The sequence below is a fragment of the Alteromonas sp. 009811495 genome, assembly GCF_028865455.1.
GTDB lineage: Bacteria > Pseudomonadota > Gammaproteobacteria > Enterobacterales > Alteromonadaceae > Alteromonas.
Window position 1 is genome coordinate 328,240 of the sequence record NZ_CP113972.1, and the last position, 17,440, is coordinate 345,679.

11 protein-coding genes, 2 tRNA genes and 4 rRNA genes are annotated in these 17,440 nt (G+C 46.2%); 15 read left to right on the forward strand and 2 right to left on the reverse strand.

Features of this window, described 5'->3' with window-relative positions; all coding sequences use genetic code 11:
- The first annotated feature begins 33 nt into the window (after window positions 1-33).
- The 6 genes from OZ660_RS01440 (at window position 34) to OZ660_RS01465 (ending at window position 6,449) form a co-directional block, all read left to right on the forward strand.
- The gene (locus tag OZ660_RS01440; RefSeq protein WP_274742319.1) at window positions 34-1,101 is read left to right on the forward strand and encodes a sugar phosphate isomerase/epimerase family protein; all 1,068 of its coding nucleotides are present in this window, start codon (window positions 34-36) and stop codon (window positions 1,099-1,101) included.
- 27 nt (window positions 1,102-1,128) lie between these two features.
- Window positions 1,129-2,346, forward strand: coding sequence for a nucleoside permease (locus tag OZ660_RS01445; RefSeq protein WP_274742320.1), 1,218 nt, complete (start codon window positions 1,129-1,131; stop codon window positions 2,344-2,346).
- A complete protein-coding gene (locus OZ660_RS01450) occupies window positions 2,339-3,262 on the forward strand; it encodes a hydroxypyruvate isomerase family protein (protein ID WP_274742321.1) in 924 nt (307 codons plus the stop codon). The genes OZ660_RS01445 and OZ660_RS01450 overlap by 8 nt, the downstream gene beginning before the upstream one ends.
- Window positions 3,263-3,306: 44 nt before the next feature.
- On the forward strand, window positions 3,307-4,992 hold the full coding sequence (locus OZ660_RS01455) for a GMC oxidoreductase (RefSeq protein ID WP_274742322.1): 1,686 nt from the start codon (window positions 3,307-3,309) through the stop codon (window positions 4,990-4,992).
- Complete coding sequence (locus tag OZ660_RS01460) at window positions 4,992-5,609, forward strand: gluconate 2-dehydrogenase subunit 3 family protein (RefSeq protein WP_202266676.1); 618 nt, start codon at window positions 4,992-4,994, stop codon at window positions 5,607-5,609. The genes OZ660_RS01455 and OZ660_RS01460 overlap by 1 nt, the downstream gene beginning before the upstream one ends.
- A gap of 75 nt (window positions 5,610-5,684) precedes the next feature.
- On the forward strand, window positions 5,685-6,449 hold the full coding sequence (locus OZ660_RS01465) for a 3-keto-disaccharide hydrolase (RefSeq protein WP_446698946.1): 765 nt from the start codon (window positions 5,685-5,687) through the stop codon (window positions 6,447-6,449).
- 10 nt (window positions 6,450-6,459) lie between these two features.
- Here OZ660_RS01465 and OZ660_RS01470 read toward each other — a convergent pair whose 3' ends face one another.
- Window positions 6,460-7,608 (reverse strand): iron-containing alcohol dehydrogenase, encoded by a 1,149-nt coding sequence (locus tag OZ660_RS01470; protein ID WP_274742323.1) that lies wholly within the window; start codon window positions 7,606-7,608, stop codon window positions 6,460-6,462.
- A gap of 536 nt (window positions 7,609-8,144) precedes the next feature.
- Between OZ660_RS01470 and OZ660_RS01475 the strand changes: the two genes are divergently transcribed.
- The 9 genes from OZ660_RS01475 (at window position 8,145) to OZ660_RS01515 (ending at window position 16,533) form a co-directional block, all read left to right on the forward strand.
- Window positions 8,145-9,677 (forward strand): 16S ribosomal RNA (locus tag OZ660_RS01475).
- A 78-nt stretch (window positions 9,678-9,755) separates the two neighbouring features.
- Window positions 9,756-9,831 (forward strand) — tRNA-Ala (locus OZ660_RS01480).
- A 1-nt stretch (window position 9,832) separates the two neighbouring features.
- Window positions 9,833-9,909 (forward strand) — tRNA-Ile (locus OZ660_RS01485).
- A 562-nt stretch (window positions 9,910-10,471) separates the two neighbouring features.
- Window positions 10,472-13,345 (forward strand): 23S ribosomal RNA (locus OZ660_RS01490).
- 136 nt (window positions 13,346-13,481) lie between these two features.
- A 5S ribosomal RNA gene (gene rrf / locus OZ660_RS01495) occupies window positions 13,482-13,597 on the forward strand.
- A 140-nt stretch (window positions 13,598-13,737) separates the two neighbouring features.
- Window positions 13,738-13,853: ribosomal RNA gene (rrf, locus tag OZ660_RS01500) — 5S ribosomal RNA — on the forward strand.
- Together the 16S, 23S and 5S rRNA genes with 2 tRNA genes alongside form the textbook arrangement of a ribosomal RNA operon.
- Before the next feature lie 418 nt (window positions 13,854-14,271).
- Window positions 14,272-14,739 carry a hypothetical protein gene (locus OZ660_RS01505; protein ID WP_274742324.1) on the forward strand — a complete coding sequence of 156 codons (468 nt, stop codon included), beginning with the start codon at window positions 14,272-14,274 and terminating at the stop codon, window positions 14,737-14,739.
- A gap of 47 nt (window positions 14,740-14,786) precedes the next feature.
- Window positions 14,787-15,320, forward strand: coding sequence for a PH domain-containing protein (locus tag OZ660_RS01510; protein ID WP_274742325.1), 534 nt, complete (start codon window positions 14,787-14,789; stop codon window positions 15,318-15,320).
- A 211-nt stretch (window positions 15,321-15,531) separates the two neighbouring features.
- Window positions 15,532-16,533, forward strand: coding sequence for a branched-chain amino acid aminotransferase (locus tag OZ660_RS01515; RefSeq protein WP_274742326.1), 1,002 nt, complete (start codon window positions 15,532-15,534; stop codon window positions 16,531-16,533).
- A 64-nt stretch (window positions 16,534-16,597) separates the two neighbouring features.
- Here the strand turns inward: OZ660_RS01515 and gpmA are convergent, their stop codons facing one another.
- Window positions 16,598-17,344, reverse strand: coding sequence for a 2,3-diphosphoglycerate-dependent phosphoglycerate mutase (gene gpmA, locus OZ660_RS01520; protein ID WP_159627395.1), 747 nt, complete (start codon window positions 17,342-17,344; stop codon window positions 16,598-16,600).
- Between the last annotated feature and the right edge of the window lie 96 nt (window positions 17,345-17,440).

Here is a 17,440-nt window from a genome sequence, read left to right on the forward strand (position 1 = left end):
AAACGCATATCCACAACTATAAAGGGTGCACACATGGCGAATAATCAACAAGCGATTAAAGGCCCCGCTATTTTTCTAGCGCAGTTTATGGGCGACAGTAGCCCCTTTGATACGTTAGAAAATATGGCCAAATGGGCAGCCTCTTTGGGCTATAAAGGTATTCAAGTACCAACCGACCCAAAGCTATTCGACTTAGAAAAGGCAGCCGAAAGCCAAGCGTATTGTGACGAGGTAGCTGAAACATGCCGCAAAGCTGGCGTGGAAATTACCGAGCTGTCTACCCATCTTCAGGGTCAGTTAGTGGCAGTACATCCTGCCTATGATGAGCTTTTCGATAACTTTGCACCTAAGCACTTGCACGGCAAGCCGCAAGAGCGCACTGAATGGGCCACAAATCAGCTTAAATGTGCTGCCATCGCCAGTAAGCGACTAGGGCTTAAAGCTCACGCCACCTTTTCTGGTGCGCTTATGTGGCATTTGGTGTACCCGTGGCCGCAGCGCCCCGCAGGTTTGGTGGAGCAAGGTTTTGCCGAGTTGGCTAAACGTTGGAAGCCAATATTAGATGCATTTGATGAGGCCGGCGTAGATGTGTGCTACGAAATTCACCCAGGTGAAGACCTACACGACGGTGCGTCGTTTGAACAGTTTCTAAAAGCAGTAGATAACCACCCTCGCGCTAATATTCTGTTCGATCCGAGTCATTTCGTACTGCAACAGCTAGATTATCTGGACTTTATCGATCGCTACCACAGCCGCATTAAGATGTTCCATGTCAAAGACGCTGAATTTAACCCCAATGGTAGAAATGGTGTGTATGGCGGTTATCAAGACTGGCAAGACAGAGCGGGTCGTTTTCGCTCTCTAGGCGACGGACAGGTCGACTTCAACGGTATTTTTAGCAAGCTTACCCAATATGGCTTTAGTGGCTGGGCAGTACTTGAATGGGAATGCTGCTTAAAAGACAGCGCACAAGGTGCGGCCGAAGGAGCGCCATTTATTGCGAAGCATATTATCGAACCAAGCAAATATGCGTTTGACGATTTTGCCGGTGGTGATGTAAGCGATGAAAAGAATAAACGCATTTTGGGGCTAGCGCGTTAAGCCAAGCGCATAAGGAAAATAATAATTATGATTACCCTACGTCTAAGCATCATGATGTTTTTGCAGTTCTTCATTTGGGGGGGCTGGTTTGTAACACTAGGCACTTATTTGTCGAACACGCTTCAGGCCAACGGAGGCCAAATTGGTATGGCGTTTTCCACCCAAAGTTGGGGAGCTATTATTGCGCCCTTTATCGTGGGTTTAATTGCCGACCGTTTTTTCAATGCTGAACGCATATTGGGTTTGTTGCATTTAGTAGGTGCAGCGTTGATGTACTTTATGTATCAAGCCAGCGACTTTGCGAGTTTTTATCCTTACGTATTGGCTTATATGATTGCTTATATGCCTACATTAGCGTTGGTGAACTCTGTGTCGTTTGGGCAAATGGATGATCCATCAAAGCAATTTGGAAAAGTTCGTGTGTGGGGCACTGTCGGCTGGATTGTGGCAGGACTTATGATTAGCTATGTCTTTTCATGGGATTCTGCGCAGTCTATTGCCGACGGTATGCTCAAAAACACCTTCCTACTGTGCAGTATTGCCTCACTAGCGTTGGGTATTTTCAGCTTTACCTTACCTAATACACCACCACAAAGTAGCGATAAAGCGGTTGGCCTTCGCGATGTGCTTGGACTAGATGCGCTGGCATTGTTAAAAGATAAAAACTTTTTGGTTTTCTTCTTATCTTCAGTTCTTATTTGTATTCCATTGGCGTTTTATTACCAGAATGCCAATACATTCTTAACGGAAATAGGTGTAGAGAACGCAACGGGTAAAATGACCTTGGGGCAGGTTTCAGAAGTCTTGTTCATGTTGGCATTGCCTGTTTTCCTGAATCGCTTTGGTATTAAAGCTACCTTGGTTATTGGAATGGCTGCTTGGGTTATTCGCTATACGCTGTTTGCGTTTGGCAATGCCGATGAAGCCTTGTTTATGCTAATCACAGGTATTGCACTTCACGGTATTTGCTACGACTTCTTCTTTGTTTCAGGACAAATATATACAAATGCAAAAGCAGGCGAGAAAGTAAAAAGTGCAGCACAGGGCCTAATTACGTTGGCCACGTACGGCGTAGGTATGCTGGTTGGTTTCGCCGTGGCAGGTGCTATTACCGACAGTTATACATTAGCTAGCGGTGCGCATAGCTGGCAGCAGGTGTGGTTGTTCCCTGCAGGCTTTGCCGCGGTCGTGTTAGTGCTGTTCGCTATCCTGTTTAAGTCTGAAAAGGTGAACGCAGATGCATAGCAGTAATCACGATCAAATTCGCAGAAAGCTATTGCAAAGCATGGCGGTGACAGGGGCAGGCGTACTGGCTGCTATGCCGGGCTTTGCGGTTGGGCACCAATCTCAAAACGGTACCAGTCATAACGATGCCGCGATTTCTACACTGAAAGGTAACGTGAACCACTCGGTAAGTCGCTGGACCTATGGCGATCTTTCTATCGAGGAGCTTTGCAAAACCGTTAAGTCGCTAGGCTTTAGTGCTATTGATTTAGTTGGCCCCAAAGATTGGCCAATACTAAAACAATACGGCATCGACTCATCTATGTGTAATGGTGCCGAAATCAGTCTAGAGGATGGGTTTATTCATGCTCAGTTACATGACGAACTCGAGTCTCGATATCTAAAGCATATCGACCTAGTGGCAGATGCGGGCTACACCAATCTTATTTGTTTTAGCGGTAATGCAAGAGGCATGTCACGGGAACAAGGGTTAGAAAATGCAGTTAACAGCTTAAAGCGCATATTACCTCATGCAGAAAAACGCGGTGTGGTGATATTTATGGAGCTGTTTAACAGCAAAATTGATCACCCTGATTACATGGCTGATAACTCAGCATGGGGCATAGAGCTGTGCAAAAGGCTTAACAGTAAGCACTTTTCTCTGCTTTACGATATCTACCACATGCAAATCAACGAAGGCGATATCATTCGCACTATCCGCGATAACCATCAGTATTTTGGCCACTATCATACCGCTGGCGTACCAGGTCGGCATGAAATAGATGCGTCTCAAGAACTGAATTACCCAGCTATTGCTAAGGCCATAGTTGAAACAGGGTTTAAGGGCTATTTGGCACAAGAGTTTATCCCCACACCTAAAACCAAGGCCGGCAGAATTGTATCGCTCAAAGACGCGATCCAAATCTGTGATGTGTAACGTGCAACAGGCACAGCGACGAATTAAGCGATAAAGGATGTGTTATGGCAACGAATGAATACGATGCAATTGTGATTGGCTCTGGTATCAGTGGCGGGTGGGCTGCCAAAGAGCTTACCGAAAAAGGCCTTAAGGTGTTAATGCTTGAACGCGGTCAAAACATCGAGCATATAAAGGATTATAAAAACGCACACAAAGAAGATTGGGATTACCCCCATCGCGACTTGCCTACGCAGAAAATGAAAATGGAATACCCAGTGCTTAAGCGCGACTATCCGCTTAATGAAAAAACATTGGGAATGTGGGCAAACGAGATAGATAACCCTTACACGGAAGAGAAGCGTTTTGACTGGTATCGCGGTTATCACGTTGGCGGTCGTTCACTTTTATGGGGGCGTCAAAGCTATCGCCTTAACAGAGAAGACTTCGAGGCGAATGCTAAAGAAGGTATCGCTGTCGATTGGCCAATTCGTTACGACGATCTGGCGCCGTGGTATGACTATGTAGAAAAGTTTGCGGGGATCAGTGGAAACCGCGATGGCTTAGATGTACTGCCAGACGGTATTTACCAACCACCTATGCCCATGAATATTGTGGAAGAAACCGTTGCTGCAAGAGTAAAAGAAGCGTTCAAGGGTAGCCGACACATTCTACATGGCCGTACTTCAAACATGACCAAAGGTAAACCCGAAGAAGGGCGTGTGCATTGCCAATATCGCAATAAGTGTTGGCTGGGTTGCCCGTTTGGGGGCTACTTCAGTACGCAAGCATCTACACTACCTGCGGCGGTGAAAACAGGAAATTTAACCCTTCGTCCGTTCTCTATTGTAAAAGAGATCCTGTTCGATAAAGACAAAAAGCGCGCAACGGGTGTGGAGATCATTGACGCCGAGACCAACCAAACCTATGTGTTCAAAAGCAAGATAGTGTTTGTAAATGCTTCGGCCCTTAATTCTGCTTGGGTATTGATGAACTCTGCTACCGATGTATGGGAAGGCGGACTTGGCAGCAGCAGTGGTGAGTTAGGTCACAATGTGATGGATCACCATTTCAGAGTTGGCGCATCTGCTGACGTAGAAGGCTTTGACGACAAGTATACCTATGGGCGACGTCCAAGCGGTTTTTATGTTCCTCGTTTTAGAAATTGGGGAGATGACAAGCGCGATTATTTACGCGGTTTCGGATATCAGGGTAGTGCCAGTCGTTCAGGGTGGCGAAAAGATATTGCCGAGATGGGTATTGGGGCTGGGCTTAAAGATGCCATCAGTGAACCAGGTTCGTGGACGATTGGTATGACTGCCTTTGGTGAAATGCTACCTCACCACGACAACCGCATTTATTTGAACAAGAAAGTGACGGATAAATGGGGAATGCCAGTTCTTGCTATGGATGTAGAGATAAAAGAGAACGAACTCAAAATGCGTAAGGATATGCAGCAAGACGCCATTGATATGTTTGAAGCGGCTGGCCTTAAAAACGTGCAAGGTTGGGATGCCGATTATGCACCAGGTATGGGTATTCACGAGATGGGTACAGCGCGTATGGGACGTGACCCGAAAACGTCAGTACTGAACGCGCACAATCAAGTATGGGATGCCCCGAATGTATTTGTGACAGACGGTGCCGCTATGACTTCGGGTAGTTGCGTTAACCCATCACTTACTTATATGGCATTAACCGCGCGCGCTGCAGATTTTGCAGTGGAAGAGCTTAAGCGAGGTAACTTGTAATGGAAAGAAGAGCACTACTTAAACTTATAGCTACTGCAACAGGCACCGCCATGTTTGCAGGCAGTGCGTTTGCGTATAAAGATTTAACGCCGGTTCCGCTAAGTGCAACATTGTTTTCTGAAAATGATGTGACGCTTTTTAATGAAATGGCCGAAGTAATCATTCCACAGACAGACACGCCCGGGGCGAAAGCGGCGAATGTGGGAGAGACCATGGCAGTATTAATAACCGACTGTTACACACCTCTGCTGCAAAAAACGTTTCAAAACGGTATTAAAACCATCGAAAAGTTATGCCAAACACGATATGGAAAAGCATTTTTGCAACTTGATGCTCAGCAGCGTGAAACCCTGTTCACTGAACTCGATGTAGAGGCGAAAGCAGCCAATCTGGCAAATGGTGTATGGCAAGGAGTAGAAACCGGTAAGCCTAGTCAATGGGAGCCAGGAACCGACGAGCCAACACCTCATTACTTCACTTTGCTAAAACAATTAACTTTGTATTGTTTTTTCACGTCGCAAGTAGGCGCTACAAAAGTACTGCGTTATGTGTCTATTCCGGGTAAGTACGACGGGGCTTTACCTTATAAGAAGGGTGATAAAGCGTGGGCGACATAACTTAGCTTGCGGGCGTTTAGCAAGATGTTGCACATACCTTAGCATCATTAACTTACACGAAATTAGGCAAACATAATGAACAAACACTCAGTAGCAAAAGCATTACTATTTTCTTCACCGCTTACAGTATTAATGACCACGACCGCATGCGCGTCTGACGATGACAGGCTTACACGAGAACAACAGGCAGCCAAAACAGAAGTTTGGGAGCCTGTACCTGAAGTGGTGTCATTTAACGCTAACAACGTACCTTCAGATGCCACCGTGCTGCTAGGTGACAACCTAAATGCGTGGGAATCGCTAAAAGGCGGCGATGCAAACTGGACTATGCAAGATGGCGTGCTAACGGTAAAGCCTGGCGCGGGAGATATTAAAACCAAAGCGTCGTTCTGCGATATTCAGCTACATGTTGAATGGATGGCACCGATGCCAGAAGAGGGAATGGAAGGTCAGCAGCGTAATAATAGTGGCATATTCCTTCAGCAGCGCTACGAAGTACAAGTGTTAGATTCGTTTGAAAATAAAACCTACCCTAATGGTCAGGCTGCAAGTGTATACAAGCAAACTATTCCTTTAGCGAATGCCATGAAGGCTCCGGGCAATTGGCAAACCTACGATATTATTTACAAAGCACCGCGCTTTGAGGGTGAGAGCTTAAGTTCGCCGGGCTATGTTACCGTTATCCACAATGGCGTGGTGGTACAAAACCATACCGAAATACAAGGTACAACAGAGTGGATAGGCGCGCCAAAATACAAAGCACATGGCTGTGCACCTCTACAGCTTCAAGATCACGGAAACTATGTAAGCTTTAAAAACATATGGGTGAGAGAGTTGTAATAATGCAAAGCTAAAAAGCGTGTCGGTAAATATCCTCTATTTCCTCTACGCTAAGCTGCTTTGGGTTATTACGCAGTAGGCGAGTAACTTTACTCGCCTCACTGGCAAGTTCACCAACACAATCCTCTGGTATATTAAAGTGGGTAAGCGATTGGGGAATATCCACATCTCTACATAACTTCTCAACGGCATTGAGTAATAGTTTTACTGCTTCGTCTCTGGTGTGATGTCTATCGCAAAGTTTCAACTGCTTTGCTACGCAATACAGTTTGTCTGCACAAAAAGGCGCATTCACTTTTAATACATGGGGTAGCATAACGGCATTACTCATCCCATGAGATAAATGAAAACGTCCGCCTAACGGATACGCCAGTGCATGCACTGCCCCTACGCCTGCGTTACCAAACGCTAGCCCTGCCATTAAACTGCCGGTGGCCATATCTTCCCTTGCTGATAAATTTTCGCCATTTGCATAGGCATGTGGCAGGGCGTTGTATATTAGTTTTAACGCTTTTTCAGCAAGCGCATCGGTAATGGGTGTGGCATTAACCGATACATAGGCTTCTAACGCATGAACAAAGGCATCTATTCCACTGGCTGCGGTTATAGCTTTGGGGCAGGTTTTTGTCATCTCCGGTGCAACAATGGCAACGTCTGGCAATAAGCAGTGACTCACAATGCCTTTTTTCATCTGCAATTTGGGGTCACATAGTATTGCTATATTAGTGACTTCTGAACCTGTACCTGCCGTGGTGGGTATAGCGATAAGTGGCAAGGTACGACGTGATAATGTATTTTCACCGAAGAGATCTGACAGCTTACCAGTGTAATCATAAGTAGCAGCTAATATCTTTGCGCTATCAATAGCACTACCGCCACCTAATGCAATAACACCATCTATTTGTTTTTCTCTAAGTAGTGAAAGCTTGTTCTCTATAACGGTGATTTCAGGTTCTGGGGGGATATCATCAATGACTATAGTGGCAGCGGTTGGAAGTAATGGAGTAACTTGGTCGAGTAAACCTGATGCTGATACGCCTTTGTCAGTGATAATGGCAAAGGCATTTATCGATAGTCGTGCCATCTCATCACTAAGCGCTTTCAAAGCACCTAAACCAGTAATAAGTTTCCCTGCGGTTTTAAACTCAGAAATATTCATCGCGCCCTCACTATAAAGACTGTGCAAATGCTTTCTTTATTTACGTGTTTTAATGCTCGTTAATAGAAAGCTATAGCATCTAATCTAAAGCACGGGTAGCCAGATACCAATTAACTGAACTTATAGATGGGTAAAATCGGTATGAATTAGCCCGTTTTTACAACGATCTGTTCATAGTTTGCGCAAACGATCGAAAAATAAGGATTTTTTTAAAATACTTGTTGACGTGAGCGCTCAGATCCCTAAAATGCGCATCCGCTTCGACAGGAAAGCAAAACAAATTGCTCTTAAGAAGTAAGTCTCTACTACCTACATAGGCCAGTAAAGACGGGAGTTTAGAAGAAACGCTTCAGAAAATAAATTTTCAAAAAGTGTTGACAGCGAAAACTTCCAGCGTATAATGCGCACCTCACTCGAACAGGGTGAGTCACTAAGAAGCAAGGCTTCTAGTGAATGTTCTTTAAAAATTTAGACAAGACAATCTGTGTGGGCACTCGTTAAGAGTGTCACAACGACGATTCATATTTCGATATATTTAATTGAAGAGTTTGATCATGGCTCAGATTGAACGCTGGCGGCAGGCCTAACACATGCAAGTCGAACGGTAACATTTCTAGCTTGCTAGAAGATGACGAGTGGCGGACGGGTGAGTAATGCTTGGGAACTTGCCTTTGCGAGGGGGATAACAGTTGGAAACGACTGCTAATACCGCATAATGTCTTCGGACCAAACGGGGCTTCGGCTCCGGCGCAAAGAGAGGCCCAAGTGAGATTAGCTAGTTGGTGAGGTAAAGGCTCACCAAGGCGACGATCTCTAGCTGTTCTGAGAGGAAGATCAGCCACACTGGGACTGAGACACGGCCCAGACTCCTACGGGAGGCAGCAGTGGGGAATATTGCACAATGGGGGGAACCCTGATGCAGCCATGCCGCGTGTGTGAAGAAGGCCTTCGGGTTGTAAAGCACTTTCAGTTGTGAGGAAAAGTTGGTAGTTAATACCTGCCAGCCGTGACGTTAACAACAGAAGAAGCACCGGCTAACTCCGTGCCAGCAGCCGCGGTAATACGGAGGGTGCGAGCGTTAATCGGAATTACTGGGCGTAAAGCGCACGCAGGCGGTTTGTTAAGCTAGATGTGAAAGCCCCGGGCTCAACCTGGGATGGTCATTTAGAACTGGCAGACTAGAGTCTTGGAGAGGGGAGTGGAATTCCAGGTGTAGCGGTGAAATGCGTAGATATCTGGAGGAACATCAGTGGCGAAGGCGACTCCCTGGCCAAAGACTGACGCTCATGTGCGAAAGTGTGGGTAGCGAACAGGATTAGATACCCTGGTAGTCCACACCGTAAACGCTGTCTACTAGCTGTGTGTGATTTTAAATCGTGCGTAGCGAAGCTAACGCGCTAAGTAGACCGCCTGGGGAGTACGGCCGCAAGGTTAAAACTCAAATGAATTGACGGGGGCCCGCACAAGCGGTGGAGCATGTGGTTTAATTCGATGCAACGCGAAGAACCTTACCTACACTTGACATGCAGAGAACTTTCTAGAGATAGATTGGTGCCTTCGGGAACTCTGACACAGGTGCTGCATGGCTGTCGTCAGCTCGTGTCGTGAGATGTTGGGTTAAGTCCCGCAACGAGCGCAACCCTTGTCCTTAGTTGCCAGCATTAAGTTGGGCACTCTAAGGAGACTGCCGGTGACAAACCGGAGGAAGGTGGGGACGACGTCAAGTCATCATGGCCCTTACGTGTAGGGCTACACACGTGCTACAATGGCATTTACAGAGGGAAGCGAGACAGTGATGTGGAGCGGACCCCTTAAAGAATGTCGTAGTCCGGATTGGAGTCTGCAACTCGACTCCATGAAGTCGGAATCGCTAGTAATCGCAGGTCAGAATACTGCGGTGAATACGTTCCCGGGCCTTGTACACACCGCCCGTCACACCATGGGAGTGGGATGCAAAAGAAGTAGTTAGTCTAACCTTCGGGAGGACGATTACCACTTTGTGTTTCATGACTGGGGTGAAGTCGTAACAAGGTAACCCTAGGGGAACCTGGGGTTGGATCACCTCCTTACCATTACGTCGATAGACGCACTTGATGCAGTGCCTACACAGATAGTCTTGTTTAAAATGAAGAACGACACAAGTTTATGGGGCTATAGCTCAGCTGGGAGAGCGCCTGATTTGCATTCAGGAGGTCAGCAGTTCGATCCTGCTTAGCTCCACCACAGGCTTGTAGCTCAGCTGGTTAGAGCGCACCCCTGATAAGGGTGAGGTCGGCAGTTCAAGTCTGCCCAAGCCTACCATTTTCTCCTTATACGGCGTTATCGAATCGCTCACGTGCTACTAGCACGCTACGCAATCCGATGCCTTGTCTAAGAAGAAAATAGATGGCAGAAAATGTGTCAAAACGGAATTTAAATCCTAATGAATATTTACTGTTTCAGTAAGCATTGATTAGGGTTTTTTACTCTAAAGTGCAAGGGTGTTGCTTCGCAACCTATACCTTGTGTTGCAATCGGCAAGTCCGATTGCAAGAAAAGTTCTTTAACAATTTGGAAAGCTGATATTAATAGTAATCAATCAAAATTGAGTAACTGAGAAATCGAAAGATGACTTTTTACTCTACTTGACTGAATTGCTTGTTATCAATCGATGATTTGATAGCAAGGCAATTCTTCCGATTAGCTTGTCATGCATACAACAATACCCAACCTGAATTCAAAAGGCGGGTAAAAGCGAAGTATCGGTTTCTAGACAAGTAGATAGACGAACGAGCGAAGGCGCATACATAAAGTATGTAACTGAGTGAGTGAGGATAATCTACGAAGTATAGGAAGCGAGACTGAAGGTTTTTTGGGGTTGTATGGTTAAGTGACGAAGCGTATACGGTGGATGCCTTGGCAGTTAGAGGCGATGAAGGACGTGTAAGTCTGCGAAAAGCTGTGGTGAGCCGACAAAATGCATTTGAGCCACAGATGTCCGAATGGGGAAACCCACCTATTTATAGGTATCGTTGCATGAATACATAGTGTAACGAGGCGAACGAGGGGAACTGAAACATCTAAGTACCCTTAGGAAAAGAAATCAACCGAGATTCCCCTAGTAGCGGCGAGCGAACGGGGAGCAGCCCTTAAGCTGTTTAGAATTTAGTGGAATCCTTTGGGAAGAGGAGCGATACAGGGTGATAGCCCCGTACACGACGAGTTCTTTACAGTGAAATCGAGTAGGTCGGGACACGTGTTATCTTGACTGAATATGGGGGGACCATCCTCCAAGGCTAAATACTCCTAACTGACCGATAGTGAACCAGTACCGTGAGGGAAAGGCGAAAAGAACCCCTGTGAGGGGAGTGAAATAGAACCTGAAACCGTATACGTACAAGCAGTGGGAGCCCTTCGGGGTGACTGCGTACCTTTTGTATAATGGGTCAGCGACTTATATTTAGTAGCAAGGTTAAGTGAATAACGGAGCCGTAGCGAAAGCGAGTGTTAACTGCGCGTTTAGTTGCTAGGTATAGACCCGAAACCCGGTGATCTAGCCATGGGCAGGTTGAAGGTTGAGTAACATCAACTGGAGGACCGAACCCACTAACGTTGAAAAGTTAGGGGATGACCTGTGGCTGGGGGTGAAAGGCCAATCAAACCGGGAGATAGCTGGTTCTCCCCGAAATCTATTTAGGTAGAGCCTCGGACGAATTCCATTGGGGGTAGAGCACTGTTAAGGCTAGGGGGTCATCCCGACTTACCAACCCTTTGCAAACTCCGAATACCAATGAGAACTATCCGGGAGACACACGGCGGGTGCTAACGTCCGTCGTGGAGAGGGAAACAACCCAGACCGCCAGCTAAGGTCCCAAAATATTGCTAAGTGGGAAACGATGTGGGAAGGCATAGACAGCTAGGAGGTTGGCTTAGAAGCAGCCACCCTTTAAAGAAAGCGTAATAGCTCACTAGTCGAGTCGGCCTGCGCGGAAGATGTAACGGGGCTAAGCAATATACCGAAGCTGCGGCAGCATGTTTACATGCTGGGTAGGGGAGCGTTGTGTAAGTGGATGAAGGTGAGTTGTAAAGCTTGCTGGACATATCACAAGTGCGAATGCTGACATGAGTAACGATAATGGGAGTGAAAAACTCCCACGCCGGAAGACCAAGGTTTCCTGTCCCATGCTAATCAGGGCAGGGTAAGTCGGCCCCTAAGGCGAGGCAGAAATGCGTAGTCGATGGGAAACGGGTTAATATTCCCGTACTTATATAATCAGTGATGGAGGGACGGAGAAGGCTAGGCAAGCTTGGCGTTGGTTGTCCAAGTGAAAGCGAGTAGGCCGAGAACTTAGGTAAATCCGGGTTCTTAAAGCTGAGACGCGAGACGAGCTCCCAAGGGAGTGAAGTTGTTGATGCCCTGCTTCCAGGAAAAGCTTCTAAACTTATGATTATATGAACCGTACCCCAAACCGACACAGGTGGTCAGGTAGAGAATACTAAGGCGCTTGAGAGAACTCGGGTGAAGGAACTCGGCAAAATTGTACCGTAACTTCGGGAGAAGGTACGCCCCTGTTTGTGAACACTTTACGTGGTAAGCAGATGGGGGCCGCAGTGACCAGGTGGCTGGGACTGTTTATTAAAAACACAGCACTCTGCAAACTCGTAAGAGGACGTATAGGGTGTGACACCTGCCCGGTGCCGGAAGGTTAATTGATGGGGTTAGCGTATGCGAAGCTCTTGATCGAAGCCCCGGTAAACGGCGGCCGTAACTATAACGGTCCTAAGGTAGCGAAATTCCTTGTCGGGTAAGTTCCGACCTGCACGAATGGTGTAACCATGGCCACGCTGTCTCCACCCGAGACTCAGTGAAATTGAAATCGCAGTGAAGATGCTGTGTACCCGCACCTAGACGGAAAGACCCCGTGAACCTTTACTACAGCTTGGCACTGAACATTGAACCTACATGTGTAGGATAGGTGGGAGGCTTTGAAGCACAGTCGCTAGATTGTGTGGAGCCGTCCTTGAAATACCACCCTTGTATGTTTGATGTTCTAACATTGGTCCCTTATCGGGATTGTGGACAGTGTCTGGTGGGTAGTTTGACTGGGGCGGTCTCCTCCCAAATAGTAACGGAGGAGCACGAAGGTTAGCTAATCACGGTCGGACATCGTGAGGTTAGTGCAATGGCATAAGCTAGCTTAACTGCGAGACAGACACGTCGAGCAGGTACGAAAGTAGGTCATAGTGATCCGGTGGTTCTGTATGGAAGGGCCATCGCTCAACGGATAAAAGGTACTCCGGGGATAACAGGCTGATACCGCCCAAGAGTTCATATCGACGGCGGTGTTTGGCACCTCGATGTCGGCTCATCACATCCTGGGGCTGAAGTCGGTCCCAAGGGTATGGCTGTTCGCCATTTAAAGTGGTACGCGAGCTGGGTTTAGAACGTCGTGAGACAGTTCGGTCCCTATCTGGTGTGGGCGTTGGATGATTGATGGGAGCTGCTCCTAGTACGAGAGGACCGGAGTGGACGAACCGCTGGTGTTCGGGTTGTCATGCCAATGGCATTGCCCGGTAGCTATGTTCGGAACGGATAACCGCTGAAAGCATCTAAGCGGGAAGCCGGCCCAAAGATGAGTCATCCCTGACCTTTAAGGTCTGGAAGGGTTGTTATAGACGATGACGTTGATAGGCAGGGTGTGGAAGCGTTGTAAGGCGTTAAGCTAACCTGTACTAATTGCCCGAGAGGCTTAACCATACAACGCCCAAGAAGCTTTAGGCTTTTGAGTGTTGTAGACAAGCTAAGCTCTGAAAAATGAGCGGAAAGTAGAGTGAAAAGACAGTTACTCACAGATTGAATTAATATTATCTTTCCCAAATTGTTACCAGTTTTTCCTGGCAGCCATAGCGATACGGTACCACCTGACTCCATTCCGAACTCAGAAGTGAAACGTATTAGCGCCGATGGTAGTGTGGGGCTTCCCCATGTGAGAGTAGGACACTGCCAGGTCCTAATTAAAGAAACCCGCCTTACGGCGGGTTTTTTGCTTTATATAGAAGCCACTGTATTTTATATACAAAGGCTAAACGAATTCAGTGAAGTTGAGAGCAATCAGCTTTGCGCAGTTAGCAAACTGCAAACCAGTTTTTCCTGGCAGCCATAGCGATACGGTACCACCTGACCCCATTCCGAACTCAGAAGTGAAACGTATTAGCGCCGATGGTAGTGTGGGGCTTCCCCATGTGAGAGTAGGACACTGCCAGGTCCTAATTCTAAAACAAAGAACCCAGCGAAAGCTGGGTTTTTTGTTTTAAGGACTAGCACTAACGTGCTACTCCCGCGGTCAGCCATCCCGAAGGGGGCTCCCATGGTCTCGCAGAGCTCGACCGTTCATCACTTGCCGCATGCCATTAGGCATCCGTCATGCACCTCCGGTGCAGCGTTCTTCACCCCCATGTGAGAGTAGGACACTGCCAGGTCCTAATTCTAAAACAAAGAACCCAGCGAAAGCTGGGTTTTTTGCTTCTTATGCTCTACTTATTTACTTACAATTTTTCGTTTTTCTGCAATAACTTAGTTTACAAACTGCTGGTATTGTTGCGCTTATAACGTAGTGGGTTTTCACCTTTCATTCACCAACTCGCTACTACCATATTCGTTTTTGAGCGTATTAAAGGAATATCATGCATAAGCTTCGAGTATCACTAATTGCACTAACTTGCTTTTCATCTAACGGTATCGCTCAGGATATTGATGTGAGTTTAGGTGGTGGCTGGCCTTTCTTTCTTGTCCCTACGGTTTCTACAAAATATGATGATTTAGAGCTATACGTGAATTATAAATTGGGATTAGATGACGGCTTTACTCTGGGTGCACAAAAACAATACGAAAACCATGTTGTAGGCATATTCCTTGGTGCTGTGGGTGCGAGAGATGCAGAATACAGCTGCGAAGATGAACTGACTTGCCCTATTATTAGATTGGCGCTAACTGATGCCCAAACAACGCAAGGCATAGGAATGTCATATGAGTATCGACTCAATACCTCACGTGAAGGCTGGGCTTTTAGAGTAGAAGCCGGCTATGGAAAAGAGTCACAAAACGATACGAATCGTTTCGATGGCAATGCGCAGGTCGTTTATCATTTCTGAACCCTAGCAGCGGTATACTCAATTTATTAGGATAAAAGGTTCTTATAATGTCTGAAAGAATAATAATCAGTGCTACCTTCAACCCAGCCGTAAAAACTTATTGGTTAATAAGCTTACTATTGGTTTCAACTATCACTGTAGTAGGAATACCAGTCTTAATTATATCTATTCCTCTATTCTTTCTGATTAGTAGCAAAATATTAGCCGCGATGTCAGCGATTGTGACTGAGCGAAAACTCGTGGTAAAACGAGGTGTGTTTAATAAAGAAGAGAAGTCTATTCCGCTAGAGAAGATAACAGATGTCGCTATGGTGCAAGGACCACTAATGCGCGTCTTCAATCTTTATCGTCTGTCATTTGAAACTGCTGGGCAGTCAGCTCAAGGCGCCTTGGTTTCTTTGATTGGTATCAATGACGCCGACACATTCAGAGAAACCATATTGGCGCAGAAAGACAAGTTGTTAACGGGTAATAACGCAATGCCAGAGCAGAAAACAGATGAAAACAATGATATGAAGGTGCTAATTGACAGCGTTAAACGTATTGAGCTACTACTAGAAAAAGCACTAGACAGTAAATAGCACTACCGTGAATTTTTCTTCAAATTGAATAAAGCCAGCATTCATAGCTGGCTTTTGTCTCTTTTGAGTCTGGTATTTGTTTGCCGTCAGTATTTCTAGACGATCTTCTTAAATAAAAGCTCTATTAGAAACTACTTACTTTTAGCAAAGTGACTGTTTTTTGGTAAACTCTATCGGATATTTTTTTAGTCGAAGTGAATAGGACGAACCAATGGCCGTATTCGGTACAGTATTTATGCCACAAATGGCACTTGCTACCTTTGTCAAAGATAAGTGGACTGACACCGAATTTGTCAGCGCAGATAGTATTCAATTGCATCCTGGTGCACATGTGCTCCATTATTCGAGCACTTGCTTTGAAGGCCTAAAAGCTTTCAGACATGAAGATGGTAGTATTAACATTTTCAGAATGGACAAAAACATTGAGCGCTTTGCTCAAAGTAGTCGTCTTTTAAACTTGCCTGAAATAGACAAAGCGCAAGTAGAAAAAATGATTATTGATATTGTTGCGAAGTACGCGTCTGAAGTACCTGAGCCTCCTGGTTCGATGTATATCCGCCCAACGCATATCGGCACAGAAGCATCTATAGGTAAAGCAGCAGCGCCATCAGCAAGTTCAATGTTGTATGTATTGTTATCGCCAGTTGGCGATTATTTTGCTGGCGGTGCAAAGCCACTACGCTTGCTACTGGATGAAACAGGAATGCGCTGCGCACCGCACATGGGAATGGTTAAAAGTGGTGGTAACTATGCCAGCGCCTTACCGCCTATTTTAAAAGCGCGCGCTGAAGTTCAAGCTGACCAAATATTGTTTTGCCCTAATGGTGATGTACAAGAGACTGGTGCAGCTAACTTCTTACTTATTGATGGCGATGAAATTATCACTAAAGGATTAGATTCAAGTTTCTTACACGGTGTGACGCGCGCTACGGTGCTTCAAATTGCAAAAGATCACGGCATGAAAGTAAGTGAGCGTGACATCACTGTAGAAGAGCTTTTAGAACGATCAGCAAAACCGAATACTGAAGCGGCACTTTCAGGTACTGCGGCGGTTCTTACACCAGTAGGTACTTTTATCCATAATGATAAAGAGTATCAGGTTGGAAGTGGTGAGGCAGGCCCAGTAACTATGAAGTTAAGGCAGGCGCTAAATGATATCCAGTGGGGTAAAGCAGAAGACACTCACAACTGGTTGGTGAAAGTACCTCGCTAGTTTGATGAGACACAAATAAAAAAGCCTGCATAAGCAGGCTTTTTTATATCTAAACGGTAACGGCCTATTTTGCTTTACCTTGTTTAGCCACGGCATCCATCATCGCCTTAATAGCTTCTGGGTCGCCTAAGTATTCTTTTGAAATTGGCTTTAGGTTTTCATCTAGTTCATAAACTAGTGGTACACCAGTTGGTATGTTCAGGCCAAGAACTTCTTCATCTGACATGCCATCTAAGTACTTAACAAGTGCACGCAAGCTATTGCCGTGAGCAGCAATAATAACACGCTTTCCAGCTTGGATATCTGGGCGGATAACATCGTGCCAATACGGAAGTACGCGCTCAATAGTAAGCTTTAAACTCTCTCCACGAGGAAGAATGTCAGCATCAACATGGCTATAACGAGGGTCGTGGCCAGGGAAGTGTTCGCTGTCTGTTTCTACCGCTGGCGGTGGAATATCGAAACTACGACGCCAAATCTTAACTTGCTCTTCACCGTGTTTAGCGGCAGTCTCTGCTTTATCTAAACCTGTCAATCCACCATAGTGACGCTCGTTTAGTCTCCAATGGCGCTCAACTGGTAAGTAGTGCTGGCCCATTTCTTCAAGCGCAATGTTCAGCGTTTTGATAGCACGTAAAAGCACAGACGTATAAGCCTGATCAAATGCAAATCCAGCATCTTTAAGTAGCTGACCAGCGGTTTTCGCTTGCGCTACGCCAGTGTCAGTCAAGTCAACGTCGTGCCAGCCTGTGAAACGGTTCTCAAGGTTCCACTGACTCTCTCCATGACGAATAAGTACCAATTTATACATAGTTGGGTTACCTGCGGCGTTAGAGTGAGATAGTCTGAAGTTCGTCACTATGGACGTTCAGACGTATATTTTAAAAACTGCCGATATCATCCTTGA

Excerpts from the sequence above, each read along its gene's own strand:
- OZ660_RS01470 (WP_274742323.1), bottom strand. The coding sequence starts at position 7,608 with ATGAATATTTCTGAGTTTAAAACCGCAGGGAAACTTATTACTGGTTTA.
- OZ660_RS01450 (WP_274742321.1), top strand. The coding sequence starts at position 2,339 with ATGCATAGCAGTAATCACGATCAAATTCGCAGAAAGCTATTGCAAAGC.
- OZ660_RS01505 (WP_274742324.1), top strand. The coding sequence starts at position 14,272 with ATGCATAAGCTTCGAGTATCACTAATTGCACTAACTTGCTTTTCATCT.
- OZ660_RS01440 (WP_274742319.1), top strand. The coding sequence starts at position 34 with ATGGCGAATAATCAACAAGCGATTAAAGGCCCCGCTATTTTTCTAGCG.
- OZ660_RS01510 (WP_274742325.1), top strand. The coding sequence starts at position 14,787 with ATGTCTGAAAGAATAATAATCAGTGCTACCTTCAACCCAGCCGTAAAA.
- OZ660_RS01460 (WP_202266676.1), top strand. The coding sequence starts at position 4,992 with ATGGAAAGAAGAGCACTACTTAAACTTATAGCTACTGCAACAGGCACC.
- gpmA (WP_159627395.1), bottom strand. The coding sequence starts at position 17,344 with ATGTATAAATTGGTACTTATTCGTCATGGAGAGAGTCAGTGGAACCTT.
- OZ660_RS01515 (WP_274742326.1), top strand. The coding sequence starts at position 15,532 with ATGGCCGTATTCGGTACAGTATTTATGCCACAAATGGCACTTGCTACC.
- OZ660_RS01455 (WP_274742322.1), top strand. The coding sequence starts at position 3,307 with ATGGCAACGAATGAATACGATGCAATTGTGATTGGCTCTGGTATCAGT.
- OZ660_RS01445 (WP_274742320.1), top strand. The coding sequence starts at position 1,129 with ATGATTACCCTACGTCTAAGCATCATGATGTTTTTGCAGTTCTTCATT.
- OZ660_RS01465 (WP_446698946.1), top strand. The coding sequence starts at position 5,685 with ATGAACAAACACTCAGTAGCAAAAGCATTACTATTTTCTTCACCGCTT.